This window comes from Paenibacillus sp. VMFN-D1, from assembly GCF_003386155.1.
GTDB classification, from domain to species: Bacteria; Bacillota; Bacilli; order Paenibacillales; family Paenibacillaceae; genus Paenibacillus_AQ; species Paenibacillus_AQ favisporus.
Window position 1 is genome coordinate 1,193,751 of the sequence record NZ_QRDU01000001.1, and the last position, 22,034, is coordinate 1,215,784.

At 52.4% G+C, this 22,034-nt stretch carries 18 protein-coding genes and 2 pseudogenes; 16 read left to right on the forward strand and 4 right to left on the reverse strand.

Annotated features, from left to right (window positions below; translation table 11 throughout):
• Positions 1-722 precede the first annotated feature (722 nt).
• The 10 genes from C7820_RS05600 (at position 723) to C7820_RS05645 (ending at position 12,968) form a co-directional block, all read left to right on the forward strand.
• On the forward strand, positions 723-4,397 hold the full coding sequence (locus tag C7820_RS05600; protein ID WP_116230091.1) for a nitrate reductase subunit alpha: 3,675 nt from the start codon (positions 723-725) through the stop codon (positions 4,395-4,397).
• The gene (gene narH / locus C7820_RS05605) at positions 4,387-5,922 is read left to right on the forward strand and encodes a nitrate reductase subunit beta (protein ID WP_116230092.1); all 1,536 of its coding nucleotides are present in this window, start codon (positions 4,387-4,389) and stop codon (positions 5,920-5,922) included. The genes C7820_RS05600 and narH overlap by 11 nt, the downstream gene beginning before the upstream one ends.
• Positions 5,915-6,493 (forward strand): nitrate reductase molybdenum cofactor assembly chaperone, encoded by a 579-nt coding sequence (narJ, locus tag C7820_RS05610; RefSeq protein ID WP_116230093.1) that lies wholly within the window; start codon positions 5,915-5,917, stop codon positions 6,491-6,493. Before narH ends, narJ begins: the two co-directional genes overlap by 8 nt.
• Positions 6,480-7,172, forward strand: a complete 693-nt coding sequence (gene narI / locus C7820_RS05615) for a respiratory nitrate reductase subunit gamma (protein WP_116230094.1) — start codon at positions 6,480-6,482, stop codon at positions 7,170-7,172. Before narJ ends, narI begins: the two co-directional genes overlap by 14 nt.
• 50 nt (positions 7,173-7,222) lie before the next feature.
• The gene (locus tag C7820_RS05620) at positions 7,223-7,687 is read left to right on the forward strand and encodes a GAF domain-containing protein (protein WP_116230095.1); all 465 of its coding nucleotides are present in this window, start codon (positions 7,223-7,225) and stop codon (positions 7,685-7,687) included.
• Positions 7,684-8,769 (forward strand): sensor histidine kinase, encoded by a 1,086-nt coding sequence (locus tag C7820_RS05625; RefSeq protein WP_116230096.1) that lies wholly within the window; start codon positions 7,684-7,686, stop codon positions 8,767-8,769. The genes C7820_RS05620 and C7820_RS05625 overlap by 4 nt, the downstream gene beginning before the upstream one ends.
• Positions 8,766-9,413 carry a response regulator transcription factor gene (locus C7820_RS05630; RefSeq protein ID WP_116230097.1) on the forward strand — a complete coding sequence of 216 codons (648 nt, stop codon included), beginning with the start codon at positions 8,766-8,768 and terminating at the stop codon, positions 9,411-9,413. Before C7820_RS05625 ends, C7820_RS05630 begins: the two co-directional genes overlap by 4 nt.
• Before the next feature lie 160 nt (positions 9,414-9,573).
• Positions 9,574-11,127: a nitrate/nitrite transporter gene (locus C7820_RS05635; RefSeq protein ID WP_116230098.1), complete on the forward strand. Its 1,554-nt coding sequence runs from the start codon at positions 9,574-9,576 to the stop codon at positions 11,125-11,127.
• 43 nt (positions 11,128-11,170) lie between these two features.
• A complete protein-coding gene (moaA, locus tag C7820_RS05640; RefSeq protein ID WP_116231643.1) occupies positions 11,171-12,187 on the forward strand; it encodes a GTP 3',8-cyclase MoaA in 1,017 nt (338 codons plus the stop codon).
• A gap of 55 nt (positions 12,188-12,242) precedes the next feature.
• Positions 12,243-12,968 carry a YwiC-like family protein gene (locus C7820_RS05645; RefSeq protein ID WP_116230099.1) on the forward strand — a complete coding sequence of 242 codons (726 nt, stop codon included), beginning with the start codon at positions 12,243-12,245 and terminating at the stop codon, positions 12,966-12,968.
• A gap of 138 nt (positions 12,969-13,106) precedes the next feature.
• Here the strand turns inward: C7820_RS05645 and C7820_RS05650 are convergent, their stop codons facing one another.
• Positions 13,107-14,000, reverse strand: a complete 894-nt coding sequence (locus tag C7820_RS05650; RefSeq protein WP_116230100.1) for a ketopantoate reductase family protein — start codon at positions 13,998-14,000, stop codon at positions 13,107-13,109.
• Between the two features lie 160 nt (positions 14,001-14,160).
• On the opposite strand from C7820_RS05650, the gene C7820_RS05655 reads away from it, so the two are divergent.
• The 3 genes from C7820_RS05655 to paiA all read left to right on the forward strand — a co-directional run bounded on the left by C7820_RS05655 (position 14,161) and on the right by paiA (position 15,883).
• Complete coding sequence (locus C7820_RS05655; protein WP_116230101.1) at positions 14,161-14,739, forward strand: TetR/AcrR family transcriptional regulator; 579 nt, start codon at positions 14,161-14,163, stop codon at positions 14,737-14,739.
• Between the two features lie 145 nt (positions 14,740-14,884).
• Complete coding sequence (locus C7820_RS05660; RefSeq protein ID WP_116230102.1) at positions 14,885-15,337, forward strand: MarR family winged helix-turn-helix transcriptional regulator; 453 nt, start codon at positions 14,885-14,887, stop codon at positions 15,335-15,337.
• A 27-nt stretch (positions 15,338-15,364) separates the two neighbouring features.
• Complete coding sequence (gene paiA / locus C7820_RS05665) at positions 15,365-15,883, forward strand: spermidine/spermine N(1)-acetyltransferase (protein ID WP_116230103.1); 519 nt, start codon at positions 15,365-15,367, stop codon at positions 15,881-15,883.
• A 29-nt stretch (positions 15,884-15,912) separates the two neighbouring features.
• Here the strand turns inward: paiA and C7820_RS05670 are convergent, their stop codons facing one another.
• A complete protein-coding gene (locus tag C7820_RS05670) occupies positions 15,913-17,442 on the reverse strand; it encodes an MFS transporter (protein WP_258875253.1) in 1,530 nt (509 codons plus the stop codon).
• 445 nt (positions 17,443-17,887) lie between these two features.
• Between C7820_RS05670 and C7820_RS05675 the strand changes: the two genes are divergently transcribed.
• Positions 17,888-18,874, forward strand: a complete 987-nt coding sequence (locus C7820_RS05675; protein ID WP_258875124.1) for a hypothetical protein — start codon at positions 17,888-17,890, stop codon at positions 18,872-18,874.
• An 86-nt stretch (positions 18,875-18,960) separates the two neighbouring features.
• On the opposite strand, the pseudogene C7820_RS05680 reads toward C7820_RS05675, so the two are convergent.
• A pseudogene (locus tag C7820_RS05680) lies at positions 18,961-20,136 on the reverse strand (serine hydrolase domain-containing protein).
• A gap of 208 nt (positions 20,137-20,344) precedes the next feature.
• On the opposite strand from C7820_RS05680, the gene C7820_RS33395 reads away from it, so the two are divergent.
• Both C7820_RS33395 and C7820_RS05685 read left to right on the forward strand, forming a co-directional pair.
• Positions 20,345-20,485: a hypothetical protein gene (locus C7820_RS33395; RefSeq protein WP_181908943.1), complete on the forward strand. Its 141-nt coding sequence runs from the start codon at positions 20,345-20,347 to the stop codon at positions 20,483-20,485.
• A gap of 159 nt (positions 20,486-20,644) precedes the next feature.
• Positions 20,645-20,755, forward strand: a pseudogene (locus C7820_RS05685) (BBE domain-containing protein); the annotation flags it as partial.
• Between the two features lie 100 nt (positions 20,756-20,855).
• Here C7820_RS05685 and dgoD read toward each other — a convergent pair.
• The gene (gene dgoD / locus C7820_RS05690) at positions 20,856-22,004 is read right to left on the reverse strand and encodes a galactonate dehydratase (RefSeq protein ID WP_116230106.1); all 1,149 of its coding nucleotides are present in this window, start codon (positions 22,002-22,004) and stop codon (positions 20,856-20,858) included.
• Between the last annotated feature and the right edge of the window lie 30 nt (positions 22,005-22,034).

Consider the following 22,034-nt stretch of genomic DNA (forward strand, 5'->3'; position numbering starts at 1 on the left):
AGAGGCCCCTCTCTTCACGACGTGAAGAGGGGCTTTTTTTGTGTGGGAGTGAGGGGGAGCACTCCATTCGGCTACTTAAGTTCGCATGATAGAGCGGGCTCAGGCTTTCAGAGGGATGGCGGTAATGAAAAGAGGACTTATGAGGTAGCTCAGCGGAGTCGAACAAGCAGAAGGTGAACGAAGAGTACTACCAGGCGACAAACGTTCAGGGAAGGGGAGATCAAGAGTGAGGGAAACAACAGGAAGACAATTGATTAATAAGCTGCAAGGGTGATCCGTTGATGGGGCTGAATTGCATTGAAAGGTTTTCGGCTTTCGTAACTGTATCTCCAAACAGGGAATGGATTCGGGGTGGAAAGTTTACGTGCCGCCTTTGAATCCGTGTTCCTACATCCCTATCAAATCTAGGGAACACGGATTCAACAGCGGCTGGAACCCGGAATCCATCCCCACCCCATGGACAAGTGTAGAAGGCTTCACTATAGTCTTTTTCCTTCTTGTGACTCTGCCATTCAGGTTTTACTTGAATCTTTTGCTTTTACACCCATGCATTCGTATGCTCTCCAGCACACTCCTCCCACCAACCAAGGGATTTCTCGCCCGGATATAGGAGTTTCCCTGATACCAAACGCAGCAGCAGGCTCTCATAATGGAGGCATACGAATGGACGACACATTGATTCCCCGATCATGGTCATTCACGTAAAGGAGTTGAACCGTCCAATGAAACGGAAGAAGGGACTGAAGTTCTTCAAACGATTGGAAAGCTATTCGGACAACTGGTCCGTTCTTGAAGAGAAAAGCCGGGACTGGGAGGACATGTACCGCAAGCGCTGGTCCCATGACAAAGTTGTGCGCACGACGCACGGCGTGAACTGCACCGGCTCGTGCAGCTGGAAGGTGTTTGTGAAAAACGGCATCATCACCTGGGAAAATCAGCAGATCGATTATCCATCCTGTGGTCCCGATATGCCGGAATTCGAGCCGCGCGGCTGTCCGCGCGGAGCTTCGTTTTCCTGGTACGAATACAGCCCGCTCCGTGTGAAATATCCGTATATGCGCGGCAAGCTGTGGCACATGTGGAATGAAGCGCTGAACCAGCATGGCGACCCGGTCGCAGCTTGGGCCAGCATCGTGGAGGATCCTGAAAAAGCGAAAACCTACAAGAAAGCGCGCGGCAAAGGCGGTCATGTACGCGTCTCTTGGGCGGATGCGACCAAGCTGATCTCCGCGCAGCTGATCTATACGATCCGCAAATACGGACCGGACCGCATAGCCGGCTTCACCCCGATTCCGGCGATGTCGATGATCAGCTACGCATCGGGGGCGAGATTCATTTCTCTGCTCGGAGGCGAAATGCTGAGCTTTTACGACTGGTATGCCGACCTGCCGCCGGCTTCCCCGCAAATTTGGGGAGAGCAAACCGACGTGCCGGAATCCAGCGATTGGTACAATGCCGGCTACTTGATCATGTGGGGCTCGAACGTGCCTTTAACGCGGACACCGGACGCTCATTTTATGACGGAAGTGCGCTACAAAGGAACAAAGGTCGTATCGGTGGCGCCGGACTATGCGGAGAACGTCAAGTTCGCCGATAACTGGCTTGCCCCGAATCCGGGAACGGATGCGGCGGTCGCTCAAGCGATGACGCATGTCATTTTGAAAGAGTTCTACCAGGATCGTCAGGAGCCGATGTTCCTGAATTACGCCAAGAAGTATACAGACATGCCGTTCCTTCTTCTGCTGGATGAGCATGAGGGCGGATATAAGGCCGGACGATTCCTGCGGGCAAGCGACCTTGGGGATACGACCCCGCATGCGGAGTGGAAGCCGGTGATTTACGACGAGAACAAAAATGAAATCACGGTCCCGAACGGCACGATGGGACAGCGCTGGGAGCCAGGCAAGAAGTGGAACCTGATTCTGGAACGCGAGGACGGATCGGTCATTGCGCCGGCCCTTTCCGTGGAATCCCAGGGGGCAGAGCGGCAGACGATTTGCTTCCCGTTCTTCGACAATAACGCCAACGGCACGTTCGAACGCCAAATCCCGGCGAAAAAAATTCAGCTCGCCGACGGGACCGATCGCCTCGTGGCAACGGTATACGACCTGATGTTAAGTCAATACGGTATTGTCTCAACCGACAGCGGGTCACAGGTGGGCGGATACGACGATGCGGATTCCTTCTACACCCCGGCCTGGCAGGAGAAAATTACCGGCGTGAAGGCTTCAATCGTTGTGCAGATTGCCAGGGAATTCGCGCAAAACGCGCTGGATACCGGCGGCCGTTCCATGATCATTATGGGCGCAGGCATCAACCACTGGTTCAACAGCGACACGATCTACCGCTCAATTCTGAACCTGGTCATTTTGACGGCTTCCCAAGGCGTGAACGGCGGCGGCTGGGCGCATTACGTCGGCCAAGAAAAATGCCGCCCGATCGAGGGCTGGTCCACGGTCGCCTTCGCCAAAGACTGGCAGGGGCCGCCGCGGCAGCAAAATGCGACGTCATTCTTTTATTTTGCGACAGACCAATGGAAATACGAAGAAATGGGTGCCGATTCCCTGAAATCGCCTACGGGCGGGGACATCCGTTACCAGCATCCGGCGGATTATAACGTCCTTGCGGCGAGACTCGGCTGGCTGCCGTCCTATCCGCAGTTCAACAAGAGCAGCCTGGCTTTCGCGAAGGAAGCGGCCAGCCAAGGAAAAACGACCAACGAGGAGATCGTGCGGCATGCGTTAACGCAAATCGTCTCTGGAGATACCAAATTCGCTGCCGAGGATCCTGATGCGCCGGAAAACTTCCCGAGATCGCTGTTCGTATGGCGCTCGAACCTGATTTCCAGCTCAGCCAAAGGGCAGGAGTATTTCATGAAGCATTTGCTTGGCGCTTCGGACAGCCTGCTCTCGACGCCGAACGAAGACGAGAAGCCGGAGGAAATGGTGTGGCGCGAAGACGTGGAAGGCAAACTGGACCTGCTGGTCGCGCTCGACTTCCGGATGACCTCGACGCCGATGTATGCCGACGTGGTGCTGCCGGCAGCGACCTGGTACGAGAAAACCGACTTGTCGTCCACCGACATGCATCCATTCGTCCATCCGTTCAATCCGGCGGTGGATCCGCTGTGGGAATCGCGCTCGGACTGGGACATTTATCGGACGATTGCACAGACCTTCTCGGAGATGGCCAAAACGCATCTTCCCGGCGTATACAAGGACCTCGTGGCCAGCCCGCTGGCGCATGATTCGCTCAGCGAGATCGCCCAGCCTTATGGCAAGGTGCTCGATTGGCGCAAGGGTGAGATCGAAGCGGTTCCGGGTAAAACGATGCCGAACCTGACCGTTGTCGAACGCGACTATACGAAAATTTACGATAAATTCGTGACGCTCGGCCCGAGCCTGGCGGCAGGCAAAATCGGGGCGCACGGCGTCAGCTTCTCGGTGGCCGAGGAGTACGAAGAGCTGAAGCGCATGAACGGAAGCTATGATGACGACACGATCAAAAACGGCCTGCCGAAGCTGCATACCGCCAGAAATGCGGCGGATGCCATTCTCCATATCTCTTCGGCGACGAACGGCAAAGTATCGCAGCGCGCCTGGGAGTCGGCGGAGAATGACACCGGCGTGAGCCTGAAAGACATCTCCGCGGACCGCGCGGCGGAGCGTATCACGTTCCAAAGCATCACGGCCCAGCCGCGGGAAGTCATCCCGACGCCGGTGTTCAGCGGCTCGAACAAAATGGGGAGAAGATATTCTCCGTTCACGACGAACATCGAGCGGCATGTGCCTTTCCGGACGCTGACCGGCAGACAGCATTTCTATATCGATCACGAAATTTTCCTGCAATTCGGCGAAGCGCTGCCGGTCTATAAGCCGACGCTGCCGCCGATGGTATTCGGTCCGCGCGACAAGCAGATTACCGGCGGCAAAGACACACTCGTGCTCCGCTATCTGACGCCGCACGGCAAATGGAACATCCACAGCACGTACCAGGATAACCTGCACATGCTGACGCTGTTCCGCGGCGGGCCGACGGTATGGATCAACAACGACGATGCGGCGGCAAACGGCATCCAGGACAACGATTGGCTGGAGGTCTACAACCGCAACGGCGTCGTCACCGCCCGCGCCGTCGTCAGCCACCGGATGCCGAAAGGCACGATGTACATGTATCATGCGCAGGATAAGCACATCAACGTGCCGGGCTCGGAAATCACGAAGGACCGCGGCGGCAGCCACAACGCACCGACGCGAATCCACGTGAAGCCGACCCAGATGGTCGGAGGTTATGCCCAGCTCAGCTATGGATTCAACTACTACGGACCGATCGGCAATCAGCGGGATGTGTACGTGGCTGTCCGCAAAATGAAAGAGGTGGATTGGCTTGAAGATTAAAGCGCAAGTCGCCATGGTTATGAATTTGGATAAATGCATCGGCTGCCATACGTGCAGCGTCACCTGCAAGAGCACCTGGACGAACCGTCCGGGCGCGGAATATATGTGGTTCAACAACGTGGAAACGAAGCCGGGCGTCGGCTACCCGGTCCGCTGGGAAGACCAGGAGAAGTACAAGGGAGGCTGGACGCTGAAAAAGGGCAAGCTGCAGCTGAAATCCGGCAGCAAGCTGTCCAAAATCGCGCTCGGCAAAATTTTCTACAATCCCGATATGCCGGAAATGAAGGATTACTATGAGCCATGGACCTACAACTATGAGCATCTGACCAACTCCGGTGAGAAGAAGCATCAGCCTGTGGCCCGCCCGAAATCGGCGGTGACCGGCGAAACGATGGACCTGGAATGGGGCCCGAACTGGGAAGACGACCTAGCGGGCGCCCATGTAACGGGCCCGAAGGATCCGAATATCGAAAAGATCGAGGAAGAGATCAAGTTCAACTTCGAGCAGACGTTTATGATGTATTTGCCCCGCCTGTGCGAGCACTGCCTGAACCCCAGCTGTGTGGCCTCCTGCCCTTCGGGCGCAATGTACAAGCGGGACGAGGACGGCATCGTGCTCGTGGACCAGGAAGCTTGCCGCGGCTGGCGCTACTGCATGACCGGCTGCCCATACAAAAAGGTGTACTTTAACTGGAAAACGAACAAGGCAGAGAAATGCACCTTCTGTTTTCCAAGAATCGAAGCAGGGCTGCCGACGGTATGCTCGGAGACCTGCACCGGCCGCATCCGGTATTTGGGTGTGATGCTGTATGACGCCGACCGGGTGCAGGAAGCGGCCTCCACGCCGGATGAAAAGGATCTGTACCAGGCGCAATGCAGCCTGTTCCTTGATCCGCACGATCCGGCGGTGATCGAGCAGGCGCGCAAAGACGGACTGTCCGAGGAATGGATCGAGGCAGCCCAAAACTCGCCGGTCTATAAACTCGCCATCGAATACAAGCTGGCCTTCCCGCTTCATCCGGAGTACCGGACGCTGCCGATGGTCTGGTACGTGCCGCCGCTCAGCCCCATCATGAACTACTTTGAAGGCAGAGATTCGATCGAAAATCCGGACCTGATCTTCCCGGCGATCGAGGAGATGCGCACGCCGATTCAGTACCTTGCCAACCTGCTGACGGCAGGGGATACGACAACGGTGAAGGAAGCCCTGCAGAAGATGGCGATGATGCGCTCCTACATGCGGGCCCAGTCGTCCGGTGCCGAATTTGACGAAGCGCGGCTGACGCGGGTCGGCCTGACGGCAGGTCAAATGAAGCAGATGTACCGGCTGCTTGCCATTGCCAAATACGATGACCGGTTCGTGGTGCCGACATCGCACAAAGAAAGCCATATGGATGTGTACCGCTCCCAAGGCCTCGAAGGCTTCAGCATGGGCTGCAGCGGCTGCGGACCGGCAAGCCCGCAGGGCAAAACCGGCAAGGAATTGTACGAAGAAAATTTCTATGGGGGGATCTGGCGTGATTAATCTCGAAAAGCTGCAGAACGATCAAAACGTATTCGGATTTTTCGCCCAGATGCTGACCTACCCGGAGAAGCTGGATTTCCACCCGTCTGTGCTGGCGGAGTCGCTGGACTCCAAACATCCGGCCTATACTTCGGTCCGTACATTCTGGGACCTGATGCATGAATACAGTATGGAGCAGATCGAGGAGATGTACGTTCAGACGTTCGATTTTCAGAAAAAAACGACCTTGTACATGACCTTCCATAAATTTGAGGACAGCCGGGACCGGGGACAAATGCTGGCCAAGCTCAAGGAAACGTATCAGCTGTACGGCCTCGATATTGCCGGCTCCGAGCTGTCCGATTACCTGCCGCTCATGTGCGAATTCGTCTATGCCGCCAACTGGCAGGGGCATGAAAAGGAAGCGGCGGAGAGCCTGGATCTCATGATGGCGGTCATGGAGGACGGCACCTACCATCTGCTGAAGGCGCTGGAGAAGTCCGGCAGTCCGTACGCTCACCTGATCCGCGGCCTGCGCGAAACGTTTAAAGCATGTATCCAGCAGGAGACGGAGGCGCATGAGCATGATTAACCAGTTTCTATGGGTCATATTCCCCTATGTGTGCCTCGCGGTGTTTGTCGTCGGACATATTTACCGGTACCGTACCGACCAGTTCAACTGGACGGCCAAGTCCAGTGAGTTTATCGAGAAAAAGCAGCTGAAGCTGGGCAGCCTAATGTTCCATCTGGGCATCATCCCCGTGATCGGGGGCCATTTCGCCGGCCTGGTCATTCCCCAATCGTGGATGGAAGCGGCGGGAGTCAGCGACCATATGTACCATATCGGCGCTGTATATATCGGGAGCGCCTTTGGCCTGCTGACCTTGGGCGGCATGATCCTGCTGACCTCGCGCCGGTTCACGATCCGTAATGTCCGCCGGCTTAGCTCCGCTTCGGACATGATCGTCAACGTGCTGCTGCTGTTCATTGTGTTCATGGGCATGTACAGCACCCTGGTGACGAACGCCGTCCAGCCGGAGTTCAACTACCGGGAGAGCATCTCGGTCTGGTTCCGGGAATTGTTTATGCTGCGGCCGGATGCGGCGCTGATGGTAAATGTGCCGCTGTCGTTCAAGATTCACATTCTGGCCGGATTCGGGATTTTCGCGCTGTGGCCGTTTACCCGGCTCGTGCATGTATGGAGCGTTCCGTTGAATTATATAGGCAGAAGATATATCCTTTATAGGAAGCACCGCAATTATGAATCGTAGACCAAAGAAGGCGAACAGCCTTCTTTTCTACATCAAGGGGAGCTATGGCCATGAAGAATCAGCCGAACTATCAATACCAAGCGGAAATCGAAAAGCTCCGGGACCGGTTTCAATTCGATTTCGTGTCCCTGGCGCTGGTTCAGCCGGCTGAGGACCGATTCGTATTGACCTGGCAATTTGCCTCCGGCAACATGAACGACCGCTATAAGCGGATTGTGCTGCATTCAGGGAAAGGCATTGCGGGCATCGTATTCAAAACCGGCAAGCCGATGCTGATCCAAAATGTGAACACCGATATCGAATCCCGGGATTTGTTTAATTATCCGATCATCGTGGCGGAGCAGCTGAAGAGCCTCGGGGCTATCCCGCTGTGGGAAGCAGCGCGGGTTCAGGGCGTCTTGCTGGTGGGCTACCGCGCGGAGAACCGCCTGACCCAAGCAGCCTTCGATCAGTTCCAAGAGGGACTTGGCAAGGAATTTGGCGCTTTTCATGCGAGGGAGGTGGGGCAGCTTTGATTCAGATGACGGATGGACATTTAAATGATCTGCTGAAGAAGATGTATGCGAACAGCATGGAGGCGATTTTTTTTATCGATGAACAAGGCAGCGTCATCGCCATGAACCCGGCCGCGGAGAATATACTGGATATCGACGTGATCGAACGGATGCAGTCCGGCGTCGACGATTCCTTCTGCCAGGCCTGCAAGGGCTACACGGACGAAAAAGACCAGATTTCGTGCTCCAAATGCTATTTGGACTATCCGAAAGGGGATTTTTCCTCATTCCAGGTCTATCTCAAAACAAGGGGCGAAGGCGTCGTTCCTTATGCAGCCAGCTATCATACCATCGACGAGGAGCGGGGAATCCGCGTGCTTATGCTGTTGGATCTGACTAAACAGCAGAAGACGCAGGAGATGCTCCAGCGCTCGAATCTGCTGAAATACGTCATTAAAGCGCAGGAGGATGAGCGAAAGCGGATATCCCGGGAACTGCACGACAGCGTCGCCCAGGAGCTGCTCAGCTCGCTTGTGGACCTGCGTGTGGTCAAATATATGGAGGTTGGCGAAGATGTGCTGAAGAAGCTGCAGCAGACCGAAGTGTCGCTGACGCGGCTGCTGGACGACATCCGCCATTTGTCCGTGGAGCTGCGGCCCGCCTCGCTCGATGACCTGGGGCTGGAAGCAGCGTTCCGCTCGCATTTCAAATGGATCGAGAAAAACTACGGCCTGCTCGTCGATTTCTCGGCGGAGCTGTCCGCGGCCCGTTACGGCAGCGAGATCGAGACCGTGGTCTACCGCGTATGCCAGGAAGCCGTCCTGAACGCGCTGAAATACGCCGGTACCGACGAGGTGCATGTCCGGTTATGCGAAGAGGACGGGGTCCTGCAGCTGACCGTCAAGGATGACGGAACCGGATTCAATATGAATGAGAATGAAGCCAAGGGCACCGGCCTTGGCTTATACGGGATGCGTGAGCGCGCCGAGCTTGTCGGCGGCCAGTTTATGCTGTATTCGGCCATTGGCGGAGGGACGAAGGTGGAGCTGCGCATTCCGTGTTCAGAGGAGAACGAGAGGGAGAGGGAGACCGATACACGATGAAAATTGTCATAGCGGATGATCATGCGGTGGTCCGGAGCGGCTTTTCCATGATTCTGAACTATCAGGAGGATATGGAAGTCGTGGCGACGGCCGCTGACGGCATGGAGGCTTACGCCATGGTGGCCAAGCATCAACCGGACGTGCTGCTGATGGACCTCAGCATGCCTCCGGGAGAGAGCGGCCTGATTGCCACGGGCAAGATCAGCAATGATTTTCCGAATACGAAAATACTGATCCTCACCATGTACGATGACGACGACTATTTGTTCCATGTGCTGAAAAACGGCGCCTCCGGCTACGTGCTCAAAAACGCGCCTGATGAAGAGCTGGTCTCGGCCATCCGGATGGTACATAAGGGAGGAACCTACATCCATCCGCAAATGGCCACGTCACTGGTTCGGGAGTATATTAAAAAGGACAGCGAGAGCGCGGACAACGATCCGTTTAACAGCCTGTCCCCACGGGAAGTCGAGATTTTGCCGCTCATCGCCAAAGGCTACGGCAACAAAGAGATTGCGGAGAAGCTGTATGTCTCCGTCAAAACGGTGGAGGCCCATAAGGCCAAAATTATGGAGAAGCTGAACCTGAAAAGCCGCCCGGAGCTGGTGGAGTATGCGCTAAAGAAAAAACTGCTGGATTTCTAGCGTTTTTAAGGATACCGGGTGTTTCAGCCACAGGATATAGGGAAGTTCCCCTGACGAATTCAGGGAACTTCCCTATTATCTTTGTGAATATCGTCACGTACAATAAGGCATGGGGATCAATGAAGTCAGCCATTCATCACGTTCAGAAAAGGTGGTTGAAATGATCAAAAAAGCGCAGCTGCCGCTGCAGACGATGAATTTGGTGCTTGGATTTATGGTATGGGTTATCATTTCCGCATTGCTGCCGTTCATTCGGGAGGACATATCCATCCCGGCGGACCGGCTGGCGATCCTCACCGCGATCCCGGTGGTGCTGGGCTCGGTGCTCCGTTTGCCGCTGGGATACTACGCCAACGTCCTGGGCGCACGGATCGTGTTTATCGCAAGCTTTATTCTGCTGCTGTTTCCGGTTTATTTTATCAGCACGGCCACATCCTTTACGCATCTTGTGATCGGCGGCCTGTTCTTGGGTGTCGGAGGAGCCGTATTCTCGGTCGGTGTCACCTCGCTCCCTAAATATTATTCGAAAGAAAAGCTGGGCTTGGTTAATGGAATTTACGGAATGGGCAATGTCGGTACAGCCATTACCACCTTTGCCGCTCCTGTCATTGCTACGCAAATCGGGTGGGCGCGTACCGTCCAGTTGTATTTAATTCTGCTGCTCGCGTTTGCGGTGCTGAACGTATTCCTAGGTGACCGCAAAGAGACGAAGGTCAGAACGCCGCTCATGGAGCAGATCAAAGGCGTCTATAAAAACGATAAATTGTGGTATTTTTCATTGTTCTATTTCATCACCTTCGGTTCGTTCGTTGCGTTTACGGTATACCTTCCCAACTTCCTGGTTTCGAATTTTGAGCTGGCGAAGGTGGATGCGGGGATGCGCACGGCCGGATTCATCGTGGTGGCGACCTTCCTGCGGCCAGTGGGCGGGTGGCTGGCGGACCGTTTTAAGCCGCTGTTCCTGTTAATGGGTGTATTCCTCGGTCTTACGATTGCAGCCATCATCTTGGCGTTCTCTCCGTCGATCGGCCTCTATACTGTGGGATGTTTAACCATCGCGGTAGGCGCCGGACTTGGCAACGGGATCATTTTTAAACTGGTGCCGCTGTACTTCAACAAGCAGGCGGGGATCGTGAACGGGATCGTGTCGATGATGGGCGGCCTTGGCGGGTTCTTCCCGCCGCTGATGCTCTCCTTCATTCATTCGGTGACAGGACAGTATTCGATCGGCTTCATGGCGCTCTCCCAAATTGCACTCGCCAGCCTCGTCATCGTCGTTTGGATGTATTACCAGGATAAACTGGCCGTTTCCTCGGAAGTGTTCAATTCCACAGGGCAAGGCATTCTCGTGACGGACTTGAGCGGAAAAATCCATGCCGTGAACCCGGCATTCACGAAACTGACGGGCTACACGGAGGAGGAAGTGATCGGCAAAAATCCGAGCATCCTGAAGTCCGGCCGTCAATCCGGTGATTTCTACAGCACCATGTGGGCGGAAATCAAGGAACGGGGAAGCTGGCAGGGGGAGATCTGGAACCGTCGAAAAAATGGCGAGGAGTATTTAGAGTTATTAATCATTAATGCCGTTAAAGATGATGCCGGAGACGTTATCCAATATGTCGGAACGTTCAGCGATATTACGAACAAGCCTACAAACGAGCGCTATGGAGGCGGAAATTCAAAGCTGAAAACCAGTCCGCAGCTGCAAGGATAAAGCGGGCTGAAGCATGTACGGCTATACGAAGGAGGAAGGAAACATGGCGGTAAACCCCCTGTTGGATCAACTGGCAAGACCGATGCGCGACCTGCGGATTTCCGTGACGGACCGGTGCAATTTCCGCTGCACATACTGCATGCCGAAGGAGATCTTCGGGGATGACTATGCCTTCATGCCCAAGGAGCAGCTGCTGTCATTTGAGGAAATTACACGGGCAGCCAAGGTATACGCATCGCTTGGCGTGCGAAAGATCCGCCTGACCGGCGGTGAGCCCCTGCTGCGCCGTGGACTTCCCGAGCTCATTCGTATGCTTGCTGCTATTCCAGGGATTGATGATATCGGGCTGACCACGAACGGCCTACTGCTTGGGGGGCAGGCAGAGAGCCTCTATCATGCCGGGCTTCACCGGGTGAATGTAAGCTTGGATGCGCTCGATCCGGAACGCTTCGGCCGTATCAACGGAAGGGGCATTCAGCCGTCTGTCATTATCGCCAACATGGAACGCGCCCGCAGTATCGGATTCGAGGTTAGAGTGAATATGGTCGTTCAAAAGGGCCTCAACGATCAGGAGATCGTCCCGATGGCGGCTTTGTTCAAAAAACTCGGCATCACGCTCTGCTTCATCGAATTTATGGACGTTGGAAATGACACCGGCTGGCGTATGCAGCAGGTCATGACGAAGCGGGACATCTTCGAACGGCTGGGTGGCGATGCCAAGCTGACGCCGGTCTCTCCGCGCTATCCCGGGGAAGCGTCCAAACGGTACCGCTACAGAGACGGGGAGGGCGAGGTTTGCTTTATCTCGTCCGTATCGGAAGCATTCTGCTCTTCCTGCACACGGGTCCGTTTGTCTTCGGACGGTAAAATGTATTCCTGTCTGTTTGCCTCCAAAGGGTTCGATCTCCGAAGCCTGCTGCGATCCGGCGCATCGGATGAACAGCTGCTTGCGGCCATCCGCGGCGTGTGGGAGAAGCGGGAAGACCGGTATTCGGAAGAGCGAACGGAACAAACGGCGATGAGCCGAAAAAAGATTGGTATGTCCTATATCGGCGGCTGAACGGCCTGAACCTAAAGGCGTGAACAGCCAGCCATGGAAAAGGAGCAGAAGGTGGATGAAAAAAATAAGCATGGTCATTCCAAGGGAGCACGGGGGCTGGGCCATGGTCAGCATTCCCTTTATCATCGGCATGATGGCCGCGAAACCCGTTTTTCTGCATCTCCCCTTGTTCCTTGCCTGGCTGTTCCTGTATTTGTCATCCTATCCGCTGCTGCAGGCTTTAAAAAAGACGACCAAGCAGACCTGGTGGCTCAAATGGGGGGCAGGTTATGCGGCGGTGGCCCTCCTGTGCCTCATTCCGGTGCTGCTTCAGGAGTTATGGCTGTTCTGGTTCGCACCGGTACTTATCCTGCTTCTTACCGTAAATATCTGGCATGTGCGGCGAAAGTCCGAGCGGGCGCTGCTGAACGATGTTTGCGCGATTCTGCTGTTCTGTACCGCCGGCGCGGCAGCTTATCTGCTGGGTGGCGGAACGTGGGGCAGAGAACTGGCGGAGGTTCTGCTGTACAACTTCCTGTACTTTATGGGAACCGTTTTTTTCGTTAAATCCGTATTTCGTGAGCGGAAAAATAAACGGTGGACCCTCTATGCGAAGGTATATCATCTCATCGCGCTGATACTGCCGCTGCTTTCGCTCAGCCCTTGGATGTGCCTGCCATTTGTTTATCCGCTGATCAAGACATGGATGTACTCCGGCAAACCGTTAAAGCCGATGAGGGTAGGCATCATGGAAATTGTCGGTTCCGTGCAATTTGTGATTCTAACGCTGATCCTGCTGTAAGCGAGAAAAGCCGTCCAAAACGCAAAAGTACCAAATACATCAAATGCCTATTTGTTATGAAAAGCGGCAGACCCGGGCTCGAAAGTCCTAGACTGCCGCTTCTTTTTGCATGGGATTAACCGGGCTAGCCGATCTGGTTTATTGCCCCAAAGAGAACTTTTCATGAAATTTCTCATCCAACAGCATAATTTCCGCTCTTTGACTGACGGCATGGTCCCCAAGCATGACATCAATAATAAAATCATGGCTCAGCATCTGGCGGTACATCGCGGTAAGTTCTTGTTCCGACAATTCCCCCATGGCCTTCGTTTCGCTCGGTACGACCGGGATTCCGGCCAGCTCGACCAAGCGAAGGTTTTGTTTAATATCAGCCGCGATTTTGTTGAGCGTGCGTTCGCTTCTTGCAGTCTCCAGATCGACCACACCGTCGTCCGTATAGAAATGCTTGTTGCCCACGGCAACCGCAGCATGCGAAACATGAAATGCATACATATCATGCTGGATTTCATAATGCAAACCCGCCGTTTCAAGGACTTTGGCCAGTTCTTTGACCCTTTCGCTCGTCTGTCCATTGATTTCACCAAGGATTGTCCCTTGATGTTTTTCCGAGCCGAATTGGGCGTATAAAACATCCTCTTTCAGGTCTCCACCTGCCCCGGGAAATCCGGGGAGCAGCCGGTCACCCACGATATCAAGCCAGGATTCATAACCGATGGTGTTGGTCAAAGTGACAATCGTTTGGCTCCGGTTATTTTTGATCGCAGACAGGGCGGATTCGGCTTGATCAAACCGTACCGGAACAAAGATAAAATCGTAAATATCGTCGTCCTCCAGCTTCGCGATCGTCTTGATGGACATTTGTTTTATCGTGCCGTGATCGTTGTAGCGCAGCCCGTTCTTTTGAAGGGCTTCGAGCCTCTTTTCCCGAGCCAGCAGTGTGACATCCAGGCCCGATTGGGCAAACCGGAGCGCGTATATGCTGCCAACGATACCTGCGCCAAATATTAAAATTCTCTTTTGTATCGTATTCAACAGTGATCTATCCTTTCCGTCAAGTAGTCACAGATTGCTTAAGCAACATCTGTTGGGTAAGATGATAATATGGCAGGTGCATGTTATCAATCGGCAGATGAAGCGGAATATTGCATAGACAACACATTTTGAAATTTGATGTTTTAACAGGAGGTTGGATATGGTAAATCAGCAGGATCCGAGGGTATTGCGCACACGGCAGTTAATCAGAGAAGCATTCAGGGAGCTTCTCCGAAAGAAAGATTTTGATTCCATAACCATTAACGATATCGCACAAAGGGCAACGATTAACCGCGCCACCTTCTATGCGCATTATGAAGATAAATACGCTTTGCTGGAAGAAATCACAGAGCAGGCTTTTCGCGATCGAATCCCTGATCAAGTGCTGAATGCACGCGACTTTACGGATGAAATCTGTGACGGGCTGATTATGATGACTTACCACTACATTATGGATTTTTATCGGATATGCAGAATGGATTCCAAACCGATTGCATCGCTCGTCGATGAGAAAATCAAGCAGCTTCTGCAGCAATCCATTGAGGGCATTTTACGAAGAGGGAATCTTCATCTCATGGAAGACAGCCATACGAAAATCATCTCGGCGATGATTGCCTCTGCGATTTATGGCGCTGCGCATGCTTGGTTAACGGTGGGAGAGAATGACCGAACCGATATACTTGTGGGCATTGTTCGTCCCTATGTCATGAATGGCCTGGGTCTGCCGAAAGTGCCTTAAGGTTACGCTCTAAACAATCTGATGTTGCATTTACTATGAATTACTTAAATCATTCGCACCTTTCATTTTGTTGCAAATGCAATAAAAATAATATAATATGGATCAAGAACGATGGATCAGTTGAAAAGGATGAGGAGCTGCCCGTATGAAAGAAATTCTGCGCGAAATCGGAATGATTGCCAGGGCGTTGGATTCAATCAGCAACATCGAATTTAAGGAATATGACCTGACGAAAGGGCAGTATTTGTATCTTGTCCGGATTTGCGAGAGCCCGGGGATCATTCAGGAAAAGCTAGCCGAAATGATTAAGGTAGACCGGACTACTGCAGCCCGTGCCATACAAAAGCTTGAAACGAATGGCTTTATTGAGAAAAAGGCGGACGAGCATAACCGAAAGATCAAAAAACTTTTTCCGACGGAAAAAGGGCGATCGGTATATCCTTTTATCCAAAGAGAACATGATCATTCGAATCGGGTCGCGTTAGCGGGATTTTCGGAAGAAGAAACAGATACCATTTTTCAACTTCTGCAAAGGGTTAGAAAGAATATCGAAGTGGATTGGGAATACGTCAAAAAGGGGAACAAGAGGGGTTATTGATTTTAGATAAAGGAGCTTTCGACTAACATGACAGTTAGCATAACAAAGTGCAGCCGTGAAGATTTACCGCGGCTCCGGGAAATTAGCATCGAAACATTTACGGACACATTTAAAGACCAGAATTCACCGGAGAATTTGAAAGCCTATTTGGAAAAGGCATTTAATACCGAACAGTTGGAAAAAGAATGGGCCCATAGCTCTTCGGAGTTTTACTTCGTCCTTTTCCATGATGAACTTGCCGGATTTTTAAAGGTCAATATGAATGATGCCCAGACTGAACCCATGGGCAATGATGCGCTTGAAATTGAGCGGATTTATATTCGAAGCCAGTTTCAAAGAAAAGGGCTTGGCCAATATTTAATCAACCAAGCGATGGAAATCGCTAAAACTCACAACAAAAAGACAGTGTGGCTCGGAGTTTGGGAAAAGAACGAGAAAGCCATCCACTTTTACAAAAAAATAGGTTTTGTTCAAACCGGAGCGCACTCGTTTTATATGGGTGACGAAGAACAAACGGATTTTATTATGCAAATAGCCTTGGCCTAATGGCCAAGGCTATTCTAGATCATTATTCATTAGAGCAGGGAATGCTCTGCTTCCGGAATACTTTCTGCTAGGTTCGGTTGGTTCTCTCCAATCGGTCGTAAGTGACGGAACTGGATCACGACCAGAACGATAATACCAAGCATGATGACTCCGCTTACCGCTGCAATAGCGTGAAACCCGCCCATAAAAGCTTTGGTTGCCCCCTCGAAGAGCGAAGTACCGGCTTCCACTGTGAGACTTTTTGCTGTCTCGATCGCCCCGGTCAAACTGTCGCGTGAGAGTTGTGCAGAGGATTCCGGGAGGTTGGCAGGGATCAAGCTCGTCACCTGGCTGCGATACACGACCGTGCCGATGCTGCCCAAAACGGCAATGCCCAACGCAAACGCAAATTCTCCGCTTGTTTGCAGCATGGCTGCGGCCGATCCTGCCTTTGCCGGCGAGACCGAGCCGATCACCAGATCGCTGGACAGGCTGGGTAATGGAGCAGCACCCAAGTTGAACAGCACATACCCGATGACAAGATAGGTGAGGCCGGAATCACTGCCCACCTGAGTGAGGAACAGACATCCTGTCGCGGAGATCAAAAGGCCTCCACCGATCAGGCGAGCCGGGCGCATCAGGCGTGCGGCCAGCGGTGAGAGTAACATCCCGGCCATGGAGGCGATGGCTCCGGGGAGCATAAATAACCCTGCTTCAAGCGGAGACAGCCCCTTTACGAATTGCAGATACTGCCCGATATAGAGCATCGTTGCTCCCGTAAATGTGATGCCGAACATGCCTCCCAGCGCGGAGCTGAATCCCCGGTTCGCAAATAGACGCAGATCCAGCAATGGACTGGTCAACCTTTTCTGCCTCGTAACGAAAAACACGCCAAAGACTAAGCCAGCGAATACAAACAGTAATGGTGCAATTTGGAGGCCGTATTTGGCTATTTGTTTAAGTCCGTAGATGACCGGCAAAATGGCAAGCAACGACAACCAAACACTTGTTACATCCAGAGGGCCGGTTTGGGGATGACGATATTCCGGCAGCAGAACGGGTCCGGTAAGGACCAAGATCAGCATGATGGGCAAGGAAAGAAGGAATACCGAACCCCACCAAAAGTGGTTTAACAGCATACCGCCGAGGACCGGACCAAGCGCCATGCCGCCCATAGAGCACATCATCCATATGCCAATGGCGAGAGAGCGCTGCTTGGGATTGTGGAACATGCTGCTGATTAAAGCTAAAGTCGAAGGCGCGACCGTTGCCCCGGCGATCCCCAGCAGCGCACGCGCTGCAATCAGAGTCCAGGCGTTGGGAGCAAAGGCGGCCAATAAGGAAGCTGCCGCAAAAGAGATTCCGCCGATCATCAGCAGCTTCCTGCGGCCGATCCGGTCTCCCAGCGAGCCCATCGTGATTAGAAATCCGGAGAGCATAAATCCATAGATGTCGATGATCCATAATTGCTGAGCGCTGTCTGCGCCCAGGTCGGCGCTGATATGCGGCAGCGCGAGAATCATCACGGAGAGATCAATCGAGACCAGAAGGGCAGGCAGAGCCAGTACGGCAAGTCCGATCCATTCCTTTAGGCGGCTTTCAGCTCATTGCTGTACGATGTGCTGCTCATTTGGATCCCACTCCTCGCCTTGCATACTTAATAAACGGTGTGCTGTGTTGAAGTTGCCGTTTCGTCATCATCATCGATCTCCCTTTAATATTTTTTGCCGGCAATTGAATCTTAGGACATGACGCTGCGTAAGGTTCAAGGGGAAATTTTACATCTGAGTACCAGCTATGAGACGGGTCCGAACAGGGGGACAAAAGGATTAGGCCCAGAACTACCCTGATTTAGGACTATAATGACTTGAATGAGCATGGATTCAGGTTAAACTACAATAGAACGAACCATTCCTTGCAGGAATTCCAATAACAAGCTGCTCTGTAATTGTGGAGGTTGGCAGGCAGGAAACTGATTTCATTCATACAGACAACATAACATCAATTTTATGGAGGTGTCCGTGTATGAAGTGGAGGTTTACGGAAAGGATGGCTGACATGGCCCAGACTTGGAGGAGCAGCAAACGATTGACCTTATTTATCGCTATTCTTCTCTGCGCATCCATGCTGATGCCCGTTGCAGCAAGTGCAGCATATTACAACACGTACTCCACCGTCGCTACGCTGGGCAATGCCAATGATTGCTACGCCGCTCAGGGATTTGCCGTGGGATCAACTTACGTCTATTCTGTAAAAGTCAATGGCGACAACAATAAGGCGGTCATTTATCGTACCAAAATGAGTGACGGTACTACAACGCTCATGACCAACGGGGATAACGGATCTACTTACGCAACCTATCTCGGCCATGCCAATGATGTCGTTCTCAGCTCCAATGACGGCAATTATTATATGTTCGTCGTCACCATGAACGCTGGCAGCATGAGTCTCGTGAAACTGAAATATGTAGGAACGACTTACTACAAAGTAGGTAATTACACTATTAAGTACGATGGTGCAGACAAGGCGATGTCGGGTGTGAAAATTACGAGCAAAGACGCGAGCAACCTAAACTTTTTATTCAAATCCGGACGAACCTTGTATAGAGGTTCACTGCCGCTAACCGCAACCAGCGGAACGATCCATGTAACGAATAGCTTCTCTCTGAATATTGAAGATGCCAAGGTCAACGGAAGCACGATTTCCAATATCACTTCGTATGCTTTCCAAGGCTTCGGTTATTATAACAACACCATCTATGTTCCGATGACATATAAAAACGTCAGCATTGTGCTCGTTTATCGCAATATTTCTACGGCATCGGGTACCATCCAAGCGGATCCCAATCTATCGTTTCGCGTGACGTCTTCGGCATTTCCTGACCTGTTTGAGATCGAGGGCGTCGGAGTGGCGAACGGAGATAAGTTATGGTTCAGCACCAACCGAAGAACCGAACCCGGCGATACGGCGCATGACGGCGTGCATTATTTTAACGATTTCAGCGCTTCCTGATGGGAGCCGCCCACCTATAGACCAATTTTTGTAAAAAAAAGAACCGAACGTGGAGCTCAACTCTCGTGCGGTTCTTTCGTTTGCCCTTACAAGGTGCTGAACACGATATTACGCAGCTTGCGCGTAATTGGCATCGTGCCACCATCTTTTTTCTGGATCATAAACAAGATCGTCAGTCCGTCCCGTGGGCTGTTGCTGAAGTAAGCCCCCAGCCAGCCGTCCCAGCCGTATTCGCCCGGGCTGCCGATAAATCCGGCTTTTCCGGGGTCGGTCATGATGCGCATCTGGTTGCCATAGCTGTGGCCACGCATAGTGTGCCACGTATCGAAGCCTTTTTGCTGCCACTCGGTTAATGCCGCCGACGTCATATATTGAACCGTTCTTGGCTTTAACAATTGAACACCGTTGAAGCTGCCTTGATTCATCAGCATCGTCGTGAATTTGGCAGCATCGTCTATCGTGGATGCCAGGCCGGCTCCGCCGGACTCGAATGCCGGATCACGGTCCAGCTGATGGGCGATGCCAAGGTGGCTGTGCGAGTAGAGCTTTAAGCCGCCTTCACCATCATCCTGATAGGTTTTTACAAGACGGTCTCTTTTTTCTTCAGGCAGCCAGAATCCGGTATCCTTCATGCCCAGCGGCTCGAATATTTCGTTTTTCAAAAATTATCCGTACCGCATACCGCTCACCGCTTCTACAACGGCGCCAAGCACATCGGCCGACGTTCCGTACTGCCAGTACGAGCCCGGCTCAAACGAAAGCGGGATCTGGCCCAGGCGGTTCGCGAACTCTAGTGTGCTCATCGGGTTATCACCGTTCAACCGGCTGCCCAGCTCCTGGAACAATGCGTCCGTTTGCTGCCCGCCTTGGTTGGTTCCGCCGTATACCAATCCAGATGTCATATTCAATAAATCGTGAATGTTGACTTCGCGGCCGGCTGGAACCAGTTCGCCGTTTTTCTCAACCAGCTGGTTTTTGAAACTCGGAATGTAACGGCTTACAGGATCGAACAGATCGATAGCCCCACGCTCCAGCAGCATCATGATGGAGGTGGAAGTCACCGGCTTCGTCATCGAATATAACCGGAAAATCGAATCCCTTGTGATCGGGCGCCCCGACTCAAGGTCAGCTAATCCGTCTTCATGGTAAAAAACTTCGTTCCCGTCCTTAAGCACCATGAAGTTCGCGCCGGCGATCTCCTTGTTATCAATACTTGCTTTTAACGTATTTTTCAATAAGTTGGTGATGTTTGGTTCCAGCATGCCTCTGATGACTCCTTCTCGAATAAGTTCACTGCAACGATTGCGGATTTGAAACAACTTGCTATTGAAAATATTAAGCGCTTTTGGAGTGGTTGTATAGTGCCGAGTTCAAAGCAATCTGCAAAAAGGACCCGATTTTAAGTTCGGATGAAGCGCCAGGGTATGAAAACAAGGCCAGGCGCTCATGTTATGGATGGAGGTGAGCGTCATGACTGGAAGAAACAACAAGCCGAAAAACGACGGCCCTGCAGCTTCGCCAGAACGGCTGGATCAATTCGGAGAGAAGCTGGCTGAAACCGTGGGGAATCAACCGATGAATCCAGGCAAGAAGAGTGGCAAGAACTGCTGAGTGAAGTAGTACCGCAAAGAAACGGCTTCCGTAAACCGGAGCCGTTTTTTCTTTCCTGCATGTTGATCGTTAAATAAAGAACAACAGAGATTACATGATTTTCGAGAAAAGCTAAGGTTTCTATACAAAGCGCCTATAAGGCAGGCGCCGTTGCCAGGTGGAGTGAATGTTAACAGATTGAAGCGGGTCAAGCGGAAATATGACCCCCATAATGTATTCCGTTTTGCCCAAAGTATCCCGATGGGGAAGAAGTCACGGCAGTCAAACTGAACATACTAGCTAATGTTGAAACAAATAAAGATCGCTCCCCATCGTGAGAGGAACGATCTTTTTGATTTGTTGATCCGGATGAGATGCGCAAGGAGCGGTTCTACCACTCGGCTACGCTTCCGTCCTTGTGGCGCCACAGCGGATTTTGCCATTGATGGCCTATTTTTGCCATTTCGCGCACCTTTTCTTCGTTGATCTCGATTCCTAAGCCTGGACCGTCCGGTATTTTAACGTAACCGTTTTCATAATGGAAAACAGCGGGATCGATCAAATAATCAAGCAGATCATTTCCTTGATTGTAGTGGATGCCTAAGCTCTGCTCCTGGATGAAGGCATTGTGGGCGGTGGCATCGACCTGTAAGCAGGCGGCCAGTGCAATCGGACCTAACGGACAATGAGGAGCAGCCGCGATATCGTAGGCTTCCGCCATGCTGATGATTTTCTTGCATTCCGTGATGCCGCCGGCATGGGATAAATCAGGCTGGATGATATCCACGTATCCGCCGGAGAGCAGATGCTTAAAATCCCATCTTGAGAACATCCGCTCTCCCGTCGCAATCGGTGTGGAGGTTAACGAGGCGATCTCTTTTAATGCTTCATTATTTTCAGGTAACACGGGTTCCTCTAAAAACATAGGTCGAAACACTTCGAGCTCTTTAGCCAGTACTTTTGCCATGGGCTTATGTACGCGGCCGTGAAAATCGATTCCGATTCCGATGTGGTTTCCGACAGCGGTACGAATCGCAGCTACGTTTTCCAACACTTTCTCGACCTTGTCATAGGAATCGATGTACTGCAATTCTTCGGTTGCATTCATTTTAACGGCTTGAAACCCTTTTTTCACACACTCCAGCGCCATTTGTGCCGTTTCACTTGGGCGATCCCCGCCGATCCAGGAATACACTTTCATCGAGTCCCGGCAAGCGCCGCCGATCAACTGATAGACAGGTGCATGATAGAACTTTCCTTTAATATCCCACAGAGCCTGGTCTATGCCGGCAATCGCACTCATCAGGATCGGGCCGCCACGGTAGAATCCGGCACGGTACATCACATTCCAGTGATCTTCAATGCGCAAAGGATCCTTGCCGATTAAATAAGTCATCAGCTCCTCGACCGCCGTCTTTACCGTTGCGGCTTTCCCTTCAATAACAGGCTCTCCCCAACCTGCAATGCCCTCATCCGTTTCGACTTTTAAAAATAACCAGCGTGGTGGTACAAGGAATAATTCATAACCTGTAATTTTCATTCGTAACCCACCTTATTCATAATTTTATTG